Annotated in this window: 17 protein-coding genes; all 17 read right to left on the reverse strand. The window is 56.3% G+C overall.

Going from position 1 to position 17106, the window contains the following annotated elements; genetic code table 11:
- Positions 1-14: 14 nt before the first annotated feature.
- Positions 15-197 carry a hypothetical protein gene (locus NST69_RS18185; RefSeq protein ID WP_036733381.1) on the reverse strand — a complete coding sequence of 61 codons (183 nt, stop codon included), beginning with the start codon at positions 195-197 and terminating at the stop codon, positions 15-17.
- A gap of 19 nt (positions 198-216) precedes the next feature.
- Positions 217-3057 (reverse strand): tail fiber domain-containing protein, encoded by a 2841-nt coding sequence (locus NST69_RS18190; protein ID WP_340951957.1) that lies wholly within the window; start codon positions 3055-3057, stop codon positions 217-219.
- A 28-nt stretch (positions 3058-3085) separates the two neighbouring features.
- Complete coding sequence (locus NST69_RS18195) at positions 3086-3835, reverse strand: phage tail protein (protein ID WP_342546728.1); 750 nt, start codon at positions 3833-3835, stop codon at positions 3086-3088.
- Entirely contained in the window at positions 3832-4704 is an 873-nt protein-coding gene (locus NST69_RS18200) for a hypothetical protein (RefSeq protein WP_340951953.1), read from the reverse strand. Before NST69_RS18200 ends, NST69_RS18195 begins: the two co-directional genes overlap by 4 nt.
- Before the next feature lie 22 nt (positions 4705-4726).
- Positions 4727-8380, reverse strand: coding sequence for a putative baseplate assembly protein (locus NST69_RS18205; RefSeq protein ID WP_342546729.1), 3654 nt, complete (start codon positions 8378-8380; stop codon positions 4727-4729).
- On the reverse strand, positions 8380-8775 hold the full coding sequence (locus NST69_RS18210; RefSeq protein WP_036733369.1) for a GPW/gp25 family protein: 396 nt from the start codon (positions 8773-8775) through the stop codon (positions 8380-8382). The genes NST69_RS18205 and NST69_RS18210 overlap by 1 nt, the downstream gene beginning before the upstream one ends.
- Before the next feature lie 3 nt (positions 8776-8778).
- The gene (locus tag NST69_RS18215) at positions 8779-9174 is read right to left on the reverse strand and encodes a PAAR domain-containing protein (RefSeq protein WP_036733366.1); all 396 of its coding nucleotides are present in this window, start codon (positions 9172-9174) and stop codon (positions 8779-8781) included.
- A 16-nt stretch (positions 9175-9190) separates the two neighbouring features.
- Positions 9191-9910, reverse strand: a complete 720-nt coding sequence (locus tag NST69_RS18220) for a phage baseplate assembly protein V (protein ID WP_209992563.1) — start codon at positions 9908-9910, stop codon at positions 9191-9193.
- The gene (locus NST69_RS18225) at positions 9907-10950 is read right to left on the reverse strand and encodes a hypothetical protein (RefSeq protein ID WP_342546735.1); all 1044 of its coding nucleotides are present in this window, start codon (positions 10948-10950) and stop codon (positions 9907-9909) included. Before NST69_RS18225 ends, NST69_RS18220 begins: the two co-directional genes overlap by 4 nt.
- 12 nt (positions 10951-10962) lie before the next feature.
- Complete coding sequence (locus NST69_RS18230; RefSeq protein ID WP_036733360.1) at positions 10963-11574, reverse strand: LysM peptidoglycan-binding domain-containing protein; 612 nt, start codon at positions 11572-11574, stop codon at positions 10963-10965.
- Complete coding sequence (locus NST69_RS18235; RefSeq protein ID WP_342546737.1) at positions 11574-13127, reverse strand: hypothetical protein; 1554 nt, start codon at positions 13125-13127, stop codon at positions 11574-11576. The genes NST69_RS18230 and NST69_RS18235 overlap by 1 nt, the downstream gene beginning before the upstream one ends.
- Complete coding sequence (locus NST69_RS18240) at positions 13127-13603, reverse strand: phage tail protein (RefSeq protein ID WP_036733355.1); 477 nt, start codon at positions 13601-13603, stop codon at positions 13127-13129. Before NST69_RS18240 ends, NST69_RS18235 begins: the two co-directional genes overlap by 1 nt.
- 11 nt (positions 13604-13614) lie before the next feature.
- A complete protein-coding gene (locus NST69_RS18245; RefSeq protein ID WP_076083189.1) occupies positions 13615-13800 on the reverse strand; it encodes a DUF6760 family protein in 186 nt (61 codons plus the stop codon).
- Positions 13797-14165, reverse strand: a complete 369-nt coding sequence (locus NST69_RS18250) for a hypothetical protein (protein WP_036701224.1) — start codon at positions 14163-14165, stop codon at positions 13797-13799. Before NST69_RS18250 ends, NST69_RS18245 begins: the two co-directional genes overlap by 4 nt.
- Before the next feature lie 145 nt (positions 14166-14310).
- Positions 14311-14754: a phage tail protein gene (locus NST69_RS18255; protein WP_019910188.1), complete on the reverse strand. Its 444-nt coding sequence runs from the start codon at positions 14752-14754 to the stop codon at positions 14311-14313.
- Between the two features lie 23 nt (positions 14755-14777).
- Complete coding sequence (locus tag NST69_RS18260) at positions 14778-16316, reverse strand: phage tail sheath C-terminal domain-containing protein (protein WP_342546742.1); 1539 nt, start codon at positions 16314-16316, stop codon at positions 14778-14780.
- Positions 16317-16533: 217 nt separating this feature from the next.
- Positions 16534-17106, reverse strand: coding sequence for a DUF4255 domain-containing protein (locus tag NST69_RS18265; protein WP_036733350.1), 573 nt, complete (start codon positions 17104-17106; stop codon positions 16534-16536).

The following is a 17106-nucleotide window of genomic DNA, read 5'->3' on the forward strand; positions in this document are numbered from 1 at the left end:
TAGTTACAGCTTGCTTAGGCCTGAACGGACTCCTCTTCTGCGGCAGCCAGCTCCTCCAGCACCTGAATGGCCCCGCTGATGCGTGTTAAGGTATATCCCAGATTGGTACGCTTCTCGTCCAGCTCCTGGATCATCTGCCGCCCGGTTTCAAGCTCTGCCTTCAGTTCGTTCATGCGTGCTTCTAATTGTTCTTTCATGAGTTCATCCTCCTAAGGTTTAGGCACCCTGCAGGGTGTCGATTTGTTTTTGCATTCTTGTGATCGCTTTCTGCTGATCCTTCATCACGCTGGTCAGCACAGCAATGATATCCATCCCGCTGATCGCCCGCTGCTCCGGATCGGCCAGAACGGCCGGTACTTCCTCCGCAATGAAGCCGAGGGTCTTCGGCTTGGTGCCTCCTTTGTATTTAAAAGAGACCGGGTTCAGCCCGTCCAGCAGTTGCTTCGCTTCCTTGACCGGAATGTCGGCAATATTGTCCTTCAGCTCGCGCGAAGACCACCAGTACATGCTGCCGTTGGCATAGACCCCGCCGCTGGCATGAAGATAGATGCGGTCGCCGGCATCATTTGAAACTCCGATGTCCAGCACGCAGTTCTCCCCGCTGGTCGGATAGTACTTGATCCAGGCCGAGTCGCCGCTGCCGCCGCCGGGATCGGACGGGAAGATAATCCCGTTGTTGCCGCTGCCTGCGCTGGGGATCAGGGCATTTCTCACTTCCAGGCTGCTGTGGACAGAAGCATAGGACCAGTCGTTGCCGTAGTTGAGCACCAGATGGCTGCCATTGTCGACCAGCGCCCGGCCGGGAGCCCCACGGCGTCCGGGATAACCGATGTAGAAATCAGCGCAGCGTACAACGGCGGCGAATTCCTCAGCCACATCCAGCTTTTTGAATTTGCCGGCGAAGTTGAATACCTCTGTCTTGATACTGCCTTTGATCTCAAGGTCGCCGCCAATATAGGCGCCCCCCTTCACCTGCAAGGAGCCATTCACATCCAGGTTATCCCAGATAGAGACTCTGCGGACTCCTGATTTCCCGTTTCCCGCGATCATCAATGAATTGTAGTTCGTAGTATCGTTACTGATCTCGGCATGGTTGGGCGATTGACCTGTGAAGCCTGTCCAGCCAGAGGTGAAGCGGACCGGATTCTGGCCGCTCAGGATACGCAGCTCCCCGGCCACATCCAGCTTATCGGCTGGCTCCAGCGTTCCGATGCCCACATTGCCGGAGGCGATCAGGGAGATATGATCACTCCTGTCATTGGAGGTGCCGATCTCCAGCGTGCAATCCTCACCTGTACGGGGATAGTACTTAATCCACGCCTGATCCGACCCGCCTCCGCCCGGATTGGCCGGGAATATAATACCGCTGTGCGCCCCGTTCCCCGTGCTTGGAATAATCTCCTGGGAGGCCTGCATTGTCCCGTTCACATACAGAAATCCGTTCACATCCAGCCGGTCCCAGATGGCGACCTTTCGCTTCTGCCCGGCAGAGTTGTTGCCGACAATCATCAGCGCCTTGTAATCTGTAGTATCGTTACAGATCTCCGCACCGTTCATCTGCTTGTCGGGAAAGCCCGTCCAGGCGGAGGTGAAGCGGAGCGGGTTCCGGCCGCTGAGCAGGCGTACGCTGCCCTCGACATCCAGCGAATCCTCCAGTACCTTCTGCGGGCCGATGCCGACATAGCCGTTCTTATTCCAGGAGAGCGCCTGCTTGTCTGTGCGGGAGCCGTCGGCGTTAACCGTCCGGGTTCCGAGGGCCCCGCCGCTGCCGCCGAATACTACCGGACCATCCACCTCTGCCGCAGCGAAGGGTTTCCCGGCTCCGAACCAGCCCAGACCATGCGAATGGTCAACCGTGTCCGGGTTCGTTCCTTTCAGCAGCAGGATTCTGTCGTCCTGCAGGGCAAGATCAGCATCACTGTACAGCTTGCCCGCCCCGGTGAAGCCGAAGCTTTGGCCTGCTGATGAAGACAGCTTACTGTGCCGATGCAGCAGATCAGCGAATTCAGATTTGATCAGGCTGTCCCACTCATTGCCGTAGGCAATGGTCTTAAGATCGTTGCCGAGCCCGGCCTTGAAGCATTTATCCTCCTCCACCCAGACAATCCGTGCATCATGCTTGCCCCCGTCGCCCCGGTATACTTCCAGGCCGCCATCACGCGCACCGGGGAATACATAGTTCGGATCATCCGTGTTGGGGCTGTTCACCTCAACGAAGCTGTTCATAATCCGCATCTCGCTCTGGGCCTTGTCCTTGCTCTTCAGAATCAGCTCGCCCTCAATTGTCAGCGCTCCGGCCACACTCATAGCCCCGGTGAAGCGGGTCTCGGGAGCTCTGATCTCCAGCACTTTACCGGCCTGAAGTGTAGTCATAGACGGCATCGCTGCCAGAACGGCTTCACTCAGCCCCGCGCTGTCCATGCTGTCTTCACTCTGAACCGGGATCACCAGCTTCTCCGTGACCAGCTTCTTGCCAGCGGCACCGGCATAGGTTCTTAAGGGCGTCCGGGCCGCATCACTGTCGTAATCGTAAATACATGTACTGTCGATGGTAATGCCTGCCCCTTCTGTGCGGGGAACCACCCGGGCCAGAAGGATCGTATCGGTACCCTCAGGCTTAGTGGTTCCGTGACTGATTTTTCCCCGTTCCCAGATATGGATCTGTTCCCCTTGACCACGCTCAATGCTGCGTTCGGCCCCCACCTCTTCGTAGCTGACCCAGATGTAGATATTCTCATTGGCGTTATACTCGGAGAGGTTGACCGGATTATCCGGATGCCCTTCATAGATCAGGATTTCCTGGCTGATGCTCTCATACTTGTCACCGTTCTTGACCAGCACCAGATTCAGGGCAAGCCCCTCCGCAATACTCACTTTCATGGATTCCCCCGGCTTCGCCGAGGGCAGTACCTTGAGCCCGCAGACAATTCCCCAGGTATGCAGATAACGGTTATGCAGACGCTGCAGGCGCAGGTGAAACTCCTGATCGAGCTTATAATCCTCAGCGTTCAGGAAGAGCCCGTCAAAGTAGCTCATTCTTCTTAATTCTTTTCCCATGATTCGCTTGCCTCCCGGTCTATAATCTCTATTGCTCTGTCATACCCCCGACTAAGGTCTCCATCCCCACACGCCCATAGACCCCCAGACGCATAGACGGGACTTCAATATTCAAGCTGGAATTGGTGTAAAAGGGCCGCTCCTTCCGGATCACCTCCTGCAGATTCCGCACCTTCTGCTGCAGCAGGCTCCGGCTGTACGCCGGGAGGATGATATGGACGGAGAAGTAGCTCGGCTCGGCCGCCCCAACCATCGTATTGATGCCTATACGCCGGGCATTACCGAGACGGACAGGCTCCTCGTAGCTATAGATACGGATGGCCGCCTCTTCACCGGCGTGAACCTGCAAATATTCGGCCAGACCGCCCAGGGTTCCGCGTTTCTTGTAGAGCTGGACGATGCTGCTGATCAGCTTGCGGTTAACGGTGCTGCGTGTGTCCGCAAGCGGAAGAATCTGCGTAGGGGCAAGCGTGCGCTCCAGGTTATCCTCCTCACCGTCATACTCTACGCCTCCGGCCAACTGGAGGCCCACCCAGCCTGCAAGCCAGGGCAGAAACTGTGAGGGAGCCGTCTGCGGATCGAAGTATTGATGCAATCCGTCCAGCAAGGCCTCCATTCCCACAGATTCCGCGCCTTCCGTCCCCGTATTGCCGGAGAGCATGGCTTCGAAGGCCTTCAGGAACCGTCCCAGAAAAAACTGTTCATCGGACTCCCCCGATTTCTGCTGGAACACCCGGGGGAGATACTCCACATAACTGTACCCGTCTGTATTGCTCATGCTTCCACCTCAATCTTCAGGTCCTTCAGCTTAAATAACTGGAATGGCAGCAGGTCGGGCGAGTCCAGAGTCACGCTGGTGACATGATCAATGCCGGCGATTCCCTCTACCAGATGATACAGATCCGAGGCGTACAGCTTCCTCCCCGGAAGCCAGCCCTGTCCGTGCTCTCCCCCGTTAACCGGGTCCAGGAACTGTACAATACTATCGTTCACGATACTCCCGATGCTCTGATTCCCGGCGGCAACCGTCATTTCGATCACAACGTCCCGGTAATCAGGCTCAACGACATGGACACGGGTCGTCAGCAGCTTGCTCTTCTCCAGGAAGGCCTTAACCTGCTGCTTGATCTCCGTCATGTCCCTGCGCAGATCCTGCTGATTCGCAGTCTGGAGCACCAGAACCACCGACACATGCCCGAAGGCTTCTTTATTCCGCCCGGTGCCGTTCTCCATATCCGTATTAATCAGACAGAGCGTTCGGACCGCAAGGTCGGGATACGTGCTCCGAATCCCCGGGATATCCAGCAGGCTCTGCCTCGCCAGCAGCTGGTAATCTTCTGCCGTCACAGCCCTATAACATTCGGAGAACTGCTTCGCTCCGCGGGATATTCCGCTGGCCAATGCCTCTCCGTCCTCCAGGGTGATACCCAGCAGCTTGAGGAATTGCTGCTTGCTCTCATCGGTCACCTGGTCAAGCCTGTAGAGGACCATCTCCGTGAAATAGGCGAACAGCTCCACCAGCGTAATGCCGGGATCGGAGGGATTATAGTTCGTCCATTCCGGATCGTAGAGCGGAATCAGCGCAGTGGCGTCAGCCACAAGCTGGTCAAAGCCAAGATCATCCAGCTTCAATACTGGAAGCGGCATAGGTTCTTCCTCCTTTCTGTAGTTACGGCTCCAAGGCATTACAATACGGACACCGCGCCACTGTGTCCGGTATACCGGACAGCCCCGTCAGATACCTCCGCTCTTCCATGCGGATATCCTCCAGCCCGCACGCTGCCGTAGTTGCGGTCAGATCATGCAGCAGGCCAGCACGCTTATCCACAAGATATGGAAAAAGATGCTCCTGAGGCTTGTTCACCAGATGCAGCCCGCCGCAGATCAGCTCGTCCTCTTCCAGATGAATATTGCCGCTGCCGATGGTGCGGATCTTGAGCGGCGTGGTATTGATGTATTCATCCGTCCGGCTCAGGAAGACAATATCCTTCTCCTCGAATACCGCGGTCTTCACCACAAAGGTTACCAATCCCGATTCCAGCCTATTGAGGATATACGTCCGGACCGTCAGATCATCCGTGAGTCCAAATTCCAGATCGCTGCCCTCGGGATAGCTCTCTGCAAGCGGTTCTTCATCAAGGGTCTGGCATTCGAGCATGTCACCGTCGATGGAGAGGACTATCAGCTCTACCGGCTTCCGGGATCTGTAGCGGAGCGTGATGATTCCGTTCTCCTTGAATCCTCTGATCACCAGCGATTTCACTTCATCCCCGGCCTCCACCGGCTCAGCAAGGGCAAATTGAAGCGCGTTGTCCTCAGAGCGCACCAGGCTGTATTTCGGATAGGCGGCCTGGGGCTTATACGGCCCGTTCTCAAGCGGCTCCAGCTTCAGCGTGAAGCATTGCACGGAAGCCTTGACGAGCACATCCGATACATAGTCAACACCCGGCGTCTGCTTAATCACGGCATAGACCTCGGAGACATACAGGTTCTGTCCCAGCTCCCAGCCCGTGTTCCCGTCTGCGCCTTTAAGCGGATGAAAGAACTGCTTCAGGTTATCGATGATCCGGCCCTCAGCTACCTTCCGCTGGTCCGGAGAGGTAAAGACTACGGTTGCCTCCACAGCAGTGCGGACATAGTCCGGGCCAATGACCTCAATCCCCGGCTCGGCGGTGTTCAGGGGGGCTGAGATCCGTTCACACAGATAGGCTTCAATCTCACTGCGCAATTCCTGGCTCGGGACCGGTCTCGGATCATCTGTCTCAGGTACCACGATCAGGGTAGCCCTACCCGGGGTAAATTCCAGCTCCCGGTTCATAGCACTGAGACATTTCACCTTGGCAATCTGGGGCATCGCTTCACGCACCAGCCATTCCATGTCCTCAGCGGTTACGCCCCTGTTCCAGCTCTTCAGCGTATGCGGCCCGCGAAGCTCGGCCTTCTCCGCTTCCTCCTGATCGAAGCCGCCATCCGCCGCCACCGGATTCGTTACGGAATCCAGCCAGCTGTAGCTGTCCCATATGCGCGATACCGAGCCTGCAGCAACATTCCCGGACGCCCCGCCGCCATGCTTGTAGTCACATAGGATGTTGTCAGTGCCCATAGGCGGAATCATGCCGCTCCGTCCATCCCCGAACATGATCATTCCGGTGCTTCTGTCCAGCATATAGTGCCTTGAATCTGAAGAGGATACGGAGAATGTATCTACTTCCTCCCACGGTATCCATGCCCCCTGACCGGTGGCTTCCCGGACCTTAAGAAGCTGGCCGGGCAGCACGGGTATCTTGGACAACTGAACGATCTGATTCTCCTCACCATTGCTGGAGCCCAGAAGCTCTCCCGCAGCGGTATTGGAATTGCGGGCCCAGACCGCATTAGCGAGAATGGCATCCACCTGCGGGACAATCTCGAACCGGCCTTCATCCAGCCGGGCACGTATCCAGTACTGCTCCGTACCGAACAGCGGCCGCTTCGCAATATCTCCCGGCACGGCAAACTGCAGAATCTCCCTGCGGGTGAAGCCTCTGATCTCATCATTCACGCTGAGCGTCAGCCATCTTCTGCCGTCCCAATACTCCCACGCAACCACCGGACGCCCCAGCTGTTCACCGGTTAGCGGAAAGAAGAGCGACACGGGCAGATCGCTGATATCACGGTCAAAGCCCAGATAGAAGGTCGGCTCCGTCTCAGCGCACGGATAGAAGGGCTTGAAATACTCGCCTTCGTTCCGGCAGGCCGCCGACCTGTCGGCGAAGCTGAAGTTATTCTCTGTGAGTACGGTCTGCGGGTGCGCCTCCAGCGTGTAGCTGTAGGCAATACTGAGCTTACGGATGGAGGGCGGCGCGTAAGTCGCCTGGGTCACCTTGAGCTTGGCTACATTGATGCTTCCCTCCCCAAGCTTGACCTCTTCATCCTGATATTCGTAATTCGCATCCTCGCCGTAATTCCCTCCGGTGATGCGGGCCCGGACCCAGTACTGCTCTTCACCGCCCAGCGTCAGCTTCTGGATACCCGGACAGACGAAGCTCAGCGTTCCGCTGGCAGTAAGACTGCTGACCGCACGGAGGGCAGCGCCGCCATCAGCTGCACCTCCTTCGTCCGTTCTCTCCTCAAGACCGGTGATCGCAAGCCATTCCTGCCCGTTCCAATATTCCCAGCCAAGTCTCACATACGGTGTGTCCGGCAGCTTGCTGATCTCCGGCTCTGACAGCTCCACCCTCAGCGTAATCCGGGCACCCGGCTTCGAGAAGGCCTCGCCGCAGGCGATATAGAACGTATCGTTGATTCTGGGCTTGTCCCCCAGCGGATAATAATCCTTGCCCATATCCAGCAGGTTCCCGTTATTCACCGTCACATCCGGCGGGAGCGGCTGCGGACTCACCACGTTAAGCTCCAGGCGGATATCTTCGATATCTGGCATGAGCACTCCGGCGGTTATAGGCTTCTTCAGCTCGGCGAAGATCCATTTGCCCGGCCATTCCCGTAGCGTCCCGGACGATCCGTACCCCGCCAGCGTCTTCGTATGCACGCCAGTCAGCCGGTCGAACCGGACCACTGCCCTCCACAGAGCATTCTCTTCCTCTTCCGCTTCGGCTATCGAGGAAGGATACAGCTGCACAGAATTCCCTTCTTCATCGAAACAAAACCAGTCCATATGGTTCAGCAGATTCCCGGTTCTGTCCTGCCCTGGCGCGGCCTTGCTCAGCGCAGCTGCATCAGGCTTGTTGAAATAGACCGATAAGCTGCTGCCCGCTTCCTGGAATCCTAACAGCTCTGTATGCCCCAGATACAATCTGTGGACTACTGTAGAATCGCCCCTGAATAGCCGGGCAGGTCTGCCGGCAGGTCCCCCGGCAAGCAGCTCATCCTGATTGCTCCACTGGTCCTCCTCCGGATCGAGACTCGCCGCCCGGACCGGCTGCGCCATAATGACGGTCAGATCCTTGTCTGTCTCAAAAACCACCTCCGCCCCCTGCTCCGGCTGGGCGGATACCCGGGTTCCGGCCGGAACCGTGTTATAGCTGCCCGAATCCGGCTTCAGCCGGAAGAGCAGCGGAACTTTGGCAGCACGGGGCGGAGTAGGATGAATGCCGATCAGATTCAGGAAGGAGGTGAAGTTCTTCGCAGGCGCCTGATTCAGCCGGCTGATCACTTTGCCCATCATCCCGGTGAAGATATGGACCAGCGCATCTGCCTTCTTGTCTGCCTCAAGCTCCGGCACATCCGTCCATTCCCGGCTGCAGTATTGGTAGATTAAACGTCGTAGCTCGGGAACCAGCTGTTCCTGATCCCGTTTATCAATAATAGGCATTTGGTTTGGCATTATTTCCCCACGCTTTCAAGGAAGAATGGATAGACCAGATTATATTTGCTGTTGCTGGCCCTGATCGAATAGTCAATGGACACCTCAAGCTCGGAGCGGTCCGAGCGCGGGGTAACCGTAATGTCGTCCACTTCAATGCGCGGCTCCCAGTTCTGCAAGGCTTCTTCAATGAAGCTTCGCAGCAAGGTTGCGGTGCTCATGGTATTGGGCGAGAACACCAGCTCATTCAGTCTGCAGCCGAAATCGGGCCGCATGACCCGCTCGCCGCGGGCCGTTGACAGAATCAGAATGATCGATTCCCGGATGGAGTCTTCTCCACCGGAGGATCGGAGACTGCCCCGCTGGACAGCGAGCGGATACGTCCAGCCCCGTCCCAAAAAATCTACAACTTCCATCTCTCAGCCTCCTATTAAGACCGTTCCCGCCGCAGACACTTTCCCTACCGGAAGGTCGGCCGGATCATTACAGACAAGCGCCGGATCACCGTTTCTAGCAGCCTTTTTCCCGTTGATAAATACCGTCGTGCTTCCGGCGCTGATAGTCCCCTTATTGGTTGGAGGCTTCTGAAACGGGCCTCCCTGCGGAACATGGGCCGGCGTATTCGTGGCCGTAGAATCCATGGTGGCTGCCGGCTGCCCCATAATCTTGACATTCGTGCTCAGCGCACCGTCCAGAATTCCCGTGAAGGGATGGGGCAAGGGTGTCGGAACGAGAGCCGATCCGGCTGGAAGCATCACGATATGTGTATCCGTCGCCAGAATCCGGTCGCCTTTTTTCGCTGCAGGTTGTCCCATGAATGAAGCCCCCTCTCTAATTAATGTTGACCGTAGCCCCTTTGATCGTCATACTTGCGGCGGCTTTGACCTCCATCCCGGCCGAGGCTTCGATGGCGGTGCCCGCCGATGATTTCATTTCAATGGATTTGGCGGACAGGGCCAGCTTGCCTCCCGCCGAGATTTCAATATCCGCACCGGCGGATACCGACACCTTATTCGCCTTGGTATCCAGGATGATCCGGTTCTTGCCTGATTTGTCGCTAATCCGGATCTGCTCCGCGCCGCCCTTGTCATCCAGCTTAATTACGTGGCCCTTGGCGGAGGTAAGCGTGATGCTCTCTTCCCCCTTGGTGTCGGCGAACTGCAGAACATGCCCGCTGCGGGATTTGAACAGGCGGATATTATTCTTGCCGTCCTTGTTGGTCTCCGGCGGCAGGTCTTGTCCATTCCACAAGGAGCCAATGATATAAGGGCGGTTGACATCCCCGTTCTCAAAGGCTACCAGTACCTCATCCTCCACCTCCGGCAGGCAAAAGGCTCCCCGCTCCTTTCCGGCCATCCAGGACGCCATACGCGCCCAGTTGGATTCCGGCATCCCCATCAGCGGGATCTTCACCTTCACCCGTCCGGGCCCAGGCTTATCCGCATGGTTCGCCGAGTCATTATTGATGACAATCCCCACCATTACACCGAAAATCCGTCCCTCATTCATGATGCTGTCCATAAAATTGCTAATTCCGGGTCCTTCACTCATAGGCCAGTCCTCTTCACCTTGAACGTCGTGGTATAGCCCTTGCTGTCGATCTTGTGAACTGTAGCTACAATGTAATAAATGCCGCTGAAGCGCTCGCCCAGACCCATCAGCTTCACAGTCTGCCCCGCCCGGAGCTTAGGGTTCCCCCAGCACATGCCTTCCCCGGCAATGAACTCTCGCAGGCGGCTGTTGTAAGCGGCGGCGGCCAGCACCTTAGCTTCGTTCATATCCAGCAGATTCTCGGCCATAATCGTAATCGGTGATTCCCCGACCGCTGCGGTGCTGATCGAGAAGCCGCCTTCCTTCCCGCCCATTCTGGTCGTCTCTTCCCCGCTCTTAGCGATGGCCTCAAGCTCCTTCTTCTCCTTCACATCCCAGCCCTTAAGCGTCACTTTACTACCCCGGGTAAGAGCCCTAAGTTCCAGATTCAGCCGTTCAAAATCCTTCTTGAAGCTCATCTCCGGCAGCACCGGGGCCTTCACAGACCGCGACTTGACGAAATGCAGCTTCTTGTCTGCCGTGAACAGCTCATAATCGAGCAGGGCTGCCCGCTCCAGCAGAAATTCGTAGTTGCTCTGATTATTCTGGAAGAGGTAGGGATACACCGTTCCGGTATCCTCTACCACAGGGGTCAGTCCATGCTCCTTGGCGATTTCCGCAGCAATGTCACTATCCTTCTTCTTCAGAAAAGCTTTGCTCCTCGTCCCCATACGCAGCCTGTGCAGCAGATCATATCCGCGGATATCCAGCACCGAATGCTCCGCGAAGTTCAGATCCAGCGAGGTAATCTCCCCGCTGATCATTGGCTCCGGCTGGTCGAGTCCAAGGGAGAGCTTCAGCTGATCGCCCGGCTTAAGGCTCGTCAGATCCGTTCCCCGCCACATGCCGCTTCCGGCATTCACCATATTCATCTGGATGGAAAATACCGCCGGCAGATTAAGCTCATCCTCCAGCGTGACGCCTTCCACCGCCGCTGTCAGTTCAGCGGACAGCTTGCTTCCGTTCAGCTCAATTTTGTAATTCGCTACACTGGTGCCCATGCAATCCCCGCCTTAATCCGGGATAACCAGAGTTCTCCCGATATCGTTTTTGCCAGGAAAGCCAACCGGATTGACGATCCTGTTCAGCTCGGCAATTCTGCGCCAGGCCAGCGGCTCCTTCAGCGCCTCATTCGCAATGAGATCGAGCCGGTCCCCGCTTTTGACCACCCACAGCTTCCGGCAGGCATTCAGGCCCTGGCTGTCCTCCACCGACTTGTCCGGCTCATCCGTAATAAAGGTCACATCCAGCAGCGAGCGGACAGGCGTGCCGTTATCCATGAACATCGTGAACTTCTGCTCAATCTTGCTCAGCAGGCCGCGGTAGGTGAAGCCGCCCCAGACGAACATGCAGACCGGCGGTTTTTTCGTGCTTTTGCCGCTGACCTTGGGATCAAGCAGCGAGGTCAGCTGCCGGGTCTTCTTGCGGACATCCTTGCGCTGCTCATAGGTATCGTAGAACAAGGAGACCTTGAACTCCGGTGTCTCTGTAATCTGGAACTGCTTATTGTTCTTCTCCCCGGTATATTTGCCTTCAAAAGAAACGGTGTACTCATTGGGGTTAAACATCACCTCAATGGCACCCACGGGCAAATCCAGAGGAATGATCTTCGCTTTCTCCGCCATTATCTTAGCCCCCTCCGATCCTTGCGTATTGCCATTCTCTTCTCCAGCACCTGATATACCCGCTCAGCCAGCTGATTCAGCTCTGCTGCATTCATGGCCGGCGGCGGAACGGCCTTGGTGAAGGTCTGCGCCGGAGCCTGGGCCGCCTGTTCCTGCAGCACCCGCTCCAGCTGCTGCTGCATGGGCTCCGGCAGAGCCGCGCGGGGCGCTTCAGGCTTCCGCAGCACCAGGCGGCTATGGCTGGCGGCAGGCTGAAGGTCCGGTTCATAAGCATGGCCATCCCCCCTAAGCGGACTGCCCGGCCTTCTTCGCTGCGGGGCAGACGGAAGCTCCGTCCGGTCCGCAGCGTAGATCAGGCTGGCCTCCACCGGCGCCCCAGGCCCCGGCCCTCTTGGAGCTGTCCGGCCTCCGACTGCGGCCATTCGCGCGGAAGCCGTCCGCTTGGCCGCATCTGGTACACCTGACGTGTCCCCAAGCGGCAGTAAGATATGCGGCTGCGCCAGCTGCAATGACTTCATCGGCTGCCTCAGATGAACCGTACCAACGGCAGCGAGCAGCGGGCTCAGAAGCTCCTGCCTGCTCTCCAGCTGTTCAAGCGTTGCCGTCAGCTGCTGACCTAAGCCGAGCTGAAGACTGGTATTTACGCTGGAATGCGGAAGCAGCAGATTATCGGGCTTGAAGCTGAGGGTGGGAGTCTTAAGCTGTGCTTCCACAGCGGTCCCGGCTGAGCCTGAGACGGCCTCCCGTATATGCTTCAATGCTTGTGCCGGTACCGGATGCCTTGCCTGCTGCCCTAAGGGCTGCGTATCGGCTCCAGTCTCCCCTTCTTGCTTAAGGCCATAGGTCCGCAGCAGCTGCATCACCTGCACCAGCTGCTCATGACGATGGACTGCATGGGCTGGTCTGCCTGTCATCCTGTCCTGCTGCCCTGGAAGGACAGAAGCAGTCGGCAGATCGCCTCTGTTCTGCCTGTCTCCCTGGCTTCTTTCGGTTGTAACGCCTGGAGGCTGCGTCTTCAGAACAGACGACCCGGACGGCGCAGAGACTTGTACCTGTCTTGCTCCGGCTGGATGAGCAGCTACAGGTTCAGCCGGATGAAGCGCTGTATTTTGAATGCGATACTCCGTTGTTAGCTGATGTTGATTGCTTCTATGCTGCGAGACTCTCTCTTGCAGCACCTGTACGGAGTTAAGTCGTCCTGCTGCTGAATGAAGTCCGCTCCGTAATTCCTCAGCTTGACCAGGAGAAGCAGATGGAGCGCTAAGTCCAGCCGTGCTCCTGCTTTGAGTAATGAGCAGGATGCGGCTTGCCGGTCCGGGATTGTTCTTCCCCGTTACTGCCGGATAATAGAATGACTGATGGATATGGTTGGTCACCATGTCCGTACGCTGCAATGTCTCCGGTTCCGCAGCATATAGCGTTTTGTGCCGCAGGATCAGGCTCTTCAGCTTGCTCCGCCAACGGGTCAGGCCGTATTTTGCCAGAATCGACTGAATGAACTCGGTCTGCTTCTGATTCGCAGGAGCCGCCGTGCTCCGAATGCTCCGGCTCATTACCGGTACCTGTACAGACCGTTATGAGTCAGAACCAGACTCTCGACGGCTACCGCGCTGCTGCTGGCGTTGAACGCCGGCCCTTCCCATTTGATGGGGCAGGCTTCGATGAAGTTCCACCACACCTTGGGTGTGCCGGAATGATCCAAGAGACAGATGGACCCGCTACGCCGCCGGATGACCCCATTGACCACATTCTGATACCAGTTCCACAGATATTCATCATTCGTGACCCCGTTTTTCAGCGTCAAATCCGAGTATTTGGTCGGTCCCAGGAATACAAATTCCTTATGATTCTCACCGCCGAAGGTTTTGCGCTCCACCTGTGTCTCCACGCTGAGGCCTGAGACCTCAGAGAATCCGGCCACGGAGATCCCGTCAATTTCCACGATGAAGTTATAAGCAAGAAAGGGATCTTCCCGGTACCCGGGTACCCAGCTACTTTTCGCGCCGATATTTAGCATATTTGCCTTCATGTTATCCTCTCCTAAGCCTCAAAGAAGTTCTTCTTCTCTTCCCCGCCACTCAGCTTCTGGTTGATCCGGCTGACTTCACTGCACCAGCGGTCCCGTTCAGCATGCTCCAGGTTCAGCACCGCCGTATAGTCCCAGTGCAGATAGTAGGTCAGAAAGGCTACCTCCTCGTAGAGGCGGTCAAGGGGGTAGCCGACTATTCCCCCGGCGGTTCCAGTTCAAGCTCGAAGCGCTGCTCGCATTTGGGGCACTGCGCATGAACCGCATTACTTCCGTTCTGGTTAATCCGGTTATACAGATCCTGCAGATAAGCGAAATCCGAGGTATACAATTCTTCGATGACTCTCGGTGTAATCATGCCCAGCCCGCCCAGTCCGGTGACCACTCTGGAGAGCAGAATGACTGTCAGATACGCAGGGTTCTGCTGAACCCTGGAATCCCGTAGCGGTGTAATCTCATCGGCTGCGGTAGCCAGACGCATGGTCCCCTGCTTATGCAGCGTGCCCGCTTCATCCACGTACCCTTTGGGCAGGGTGAAGCTGAATTCAGTTTGTAATAATTCCATGATCTCCCTCACTTCCTCCTCTAGACCATCCTCATGTCTTCGCTTCCTTCCGGCATCCCAGCCATGAATATGATGTCCATACCGTCCATCTTATGTTTTGGCGTATCGCATCACATCCACAGTGACGATGACGAAGGGCGGGAAGCTATTTCACTCTGCGTACCCCTTCATGCACCAGCTCCATCGACTCGACAGAGACCTCGTTGCCTTTGGCGCTAAGGGCGCTGACATCATACTTGATCGGCCAGGCTTCGAGGATATCCCACTGCGCCTTGTCATTGCCTTCTTCATCCACCAGGATGATCGACAAGCTCTTGCGGTTCTTCAGCGCGCCTTTATCCTCAATCGACTTGCGCCAGTTGTAGAGCTCCAGGGAGTCGGTCAGACCTTTTTTCAAAGTGATATTCCCGAATTTGGTCAAGCCCGACAGCTTGCGTGCATGCGGGGCATCGATGCCCTCCCGGTAGTCCACAGCCTCTGTGGATGTATCCGGTATCGTTGCGTCTGCGAAGGCTGCGGTCTGAATGCCGTCAATTACAACGCGGAAGCGGTAATTGCGGTAAGGGTCTAATCTTTTGCCGGTTGCCATAGGATAAATCTCCTCTCAATCTCTTATTTGGATAAGGTCTTCTGGCTGACCCGGATGACTACGAATTCAGCCGGTTTGACCGGGGCTACACCCACTTCGATAATCAGCTGGCCGGCATCCCGCACGGCAGGCGGGTTGTTCTCCTCGTCCACTTTGACGAAGAAGGCCTCTTCCTGCGTAGTTCCGTAGAGCGCACCGTCTCTCCATACACGGGTCAGGAAGGCGGTGAGATTGCGTTTGACTTTGCCCCACAGGCTCGGATCATTCGGTTCAAACACGACCCACTGGCTGCCCTCATCCAGCGATTCTTCAATGTACATCATCAGCCGCCGGACGTTGACGTAGCTCCATTCCGAATCCGCGGACAGCGTTCTGGCTCCCCAGACACAGATGCCTTCCGGCAAGGAGCGGATCACGTTGATGCCGCCTGGATTCAGCAGCTCCTGCTCCGCCTTGGTAATGATCTTCTCAATACCGACTACGGAGTCCAGATAGCCGTCGTTGGTGCCTGCCGGTGCTTTGTGGACACCGCGTACGGCATCGACATAGGCATACGTACCGGCAATTGCCCCGGACGGCGGCACAAGCTTCTGCTTCCCGGTCAGCGGATCGTTAATATAGACCCAAGGATAGTACAGGGCGCCGTAGGACGTATTGAATGAATTGCCCGAATAATCGCCCGCCCCCTCCTTGAAATCCTTGACCTCCAGCGGACTTAAGCCATGCGGAGGATCTACGATGAAGATGCAGTCTTTTCTCAGCTTGCAATAATTCAGCATATCCAGGATGGTGCCCCGGCTGTACGCCATATCTGCAAGGTCTGGAGCCGCTACAATGTTGATGCCGTCAATCGTATCGAACGCGTGGATACCGGCCCGCTTGACCGCATCCCCCAGGAAATCAATCGGGGACATCCCGTTCACACCGCCGCTGAGGGACAGGGCTGTTTCATTGAACGCCGGCGTTTTCTCCATATTCTCCAGAATGGTCAGGTCCACCAGCGGCTTCACACTGACGAAGGCGGATACCTGATTCACCTTTTCTTCAAAATTGATCAAGAGCATGTTGTCGAAGATTTCGACGATTTTGCCCTCTTCGTCTTCTCCGCTGTATTCATCATTGAAATCACTGTCCAGCAGATACTGCACAATCATCTTGAAGCCAAATTGCTGCTTGTTAGAGGACGGGCTGATCTTGACCGAAATCCGGTTGCCCCACTCCCCTTCCGAACGTGCAACTACTTTGAATAAATCCAGATTATCGGTATCGCGAACCACAAGCGAAGCCGGCCGGATATCGGTGGATGCCGCTCTCACTACGTAGCAGGAGGTGCCTCCTTCCGCAAAAAAGTTATACACGGCATAAGCCAGATAGCCATTTGGAATAAACTGGCCGAACTCATTGACGAACTGGCTCCAGTTGGTAACCAGTACCGCTTTGCCGATGACCCCTTTTTCTGCGATCCCGACGAAGGCCCCGACTGAGGTGCCCACACCGGCAATCGGCTTGACCCCGCTTGAGACTTCCTCCACATACACGCCTGGCGATAAATAATTTGCCATCTCTTACCCTCCTAAAAAAGTTGAATTAGCTTCTGCTTCTGAAAGAAACCTTCGGCGAAACTGGCTCCGTGTGCATAAACTGCAGTGTAAACAGTGTTTATACAATCCGGTTAGGCACAGCTGCCTTTGTCTGCGGAATATCCGCTTGTACGGGTGCCTTGCATGTCATTCCCTCCATGAATCACTCCCTTCACAGAAGCAGTCTCTGCCAGCCTGACTACAGGGGATGAACGCCCAGCTCTTTCACCTCAACCCGTGGGATCAGGATCGTCTTATCCGCAGGCAGCCGTACCGGCGACACCAGATAGGACAGGCTCACCTTAGCCGGCTTCCCGGGGAATACTTCCCACAGCTGCTTGATATCCTGAATCGTCAGGTTGTTATAGGAGATCCGGATTTTCTCATTGCCGCATTCGGCCAGGTTCCCCCGCAGATCGCTGCCGCTAAGCACCGGATGCTCATGGAACAGCTGAAAGATCCGGCCCAGGATCAGCTGCTCAGTCTCCCTGTCCTTGGCATAAGGTGTGAGCAGATAGTACAAATCCAGATAAGCCGGCGGATACATGAACTCATTCTTGCCGCCAGTCTCTTCCTTCTCACTGTTGCGCATACTTGGGCTATGGCTCAAATAATACAAACACATTGAGAGCTTCATCGTTGAGCTGTCAATGTCACTCGGAGAGCCGAAGCTGATGAAGCTGTCATCGTTCAGCTCAGGCACATGCGCCTTCAGTAGCGCCTTCAGGCTGGTGCTGACATCTCTTATTACCGTACCTGTATCCACGGCCAT

The sequence above is a fragment of the Paenibacillus sp. FSL P2-0089 genome (assembly GCF_038595095.1).
Taxonomy (GTDB): Bacteria; Bacillota; Bacilli; order Paenibacillales; family Paenibacillaceae; genus Paenibacillus_AQ; species Paenibacillus_AQ silagei.

Coding starts and splice junctions, on each gene's coding strand:
- NST69_RS18225 (WP_342546735.1), bottom strand. CDS start 10,950: ATGGGCACCAGTGTAGCGAATTACAAAATTGAGCTGAACGGAAGCAAG.
- NST69_RS18240 (WP_036733355.1), bottom strand. CDS start 13,603: ATGAAGGCAAATATGCTAAATATCGGCGCGAAAAGTAGCTGGGTACCC.
- NST69_RS18205 (WP_342546729.1), bottom strand. CDS start 8,380: ATGCCAAACCAAATGCCTATTATTGATAAACGGGATCAGGAACAGCTG.
- NST69_RS18220 (WP_209992563.1), bottom strand. CDS start 9,910: ATGAGTGAAGGACCCGGAATTAGCAATTTTATGGACAGCATCATGAAT.
- NST69_RS18195 (WP_342546728.1), bottom strand. CDS start 3,835: ATGAGCAATACAGACGGGTACAGTTATGTGGAGTATCTCCCCCGGGTG.
- NST69_RS18255 (WP_019910188.1), bottom strand. CDS start 14,754: ATGGCAACCGGCAAAAGATTAGACCCTTACCGCAATTACCGCTTCCGC.
- NST69_RS18265 (WP_036733350.1), bottom strand. CDS start 17,106: ATGGCCGTGGATACAGGTACGGTAATAAGAGATGTCAGCACCAGCCTG.
- NST69_RS18235 (WP_342546737.1), bottom strand. CDS start 13,127: ATGAGCCGGAGCATTCGGAGCACGGCGGCTCCTGCGAATCAGAAGCAG.
- NST69_RS18250 (WP_036701224.1), bottom strand. CDS start 14,165: ATGGAATTATTACAAACTGAATTCAGCTTCACCCTGCCCAAAGGGTAC.
- NST69_RS18215 (WP_036733366.1), bottom strand. CDS start 9,174: ATGGGACAACCTGCAGCGAAAAAAGGCGACCGGATTCTGGCGACGGAT.
- NST69_RS18260 (WP_342546742.1), bottom strand. CDS start 16,316: ATGGCAAATTATTTATCGCCAGGCGTGTATGTGGAGGAAGTCTCAAGC.
- NST69_RS18200 (WP_340951953.1), bottom strand. CDS start 4,704: ATGCCGCTTCCAGTATTGAAGCTGGATGATCTTGGCTTTGACCAGCTT.
- NST69_RS18185 (WP_036733381.1), bottom strand. CDS start 197: ATGAAAGAACAATTAGAAGCACGCATGAACGAACTGAAGGCAGAGCTT.
- NST69_RS18230 (WP_036733360.1), bottom strand. CDS start 11,574: ATGGCGGAGAAAGCGAAGATCATTCCTCTGGATTTGCCCGTGGGTGCC.
- NST69_RS18190 (WP_340951957.1), bottom strand. CDS start 3,057: ATGGGAAAAGAATTAAGAAGAATGAGCTACTTTGACGGGCTCTTCCTG.
- NST69_RS18210 (WP_036733369.1), bottom strand. CDS start 8,775: ATGGAAGTTGTAGATTTTTTGGGACGGGGCTGGACGTATCCGCTCGCT.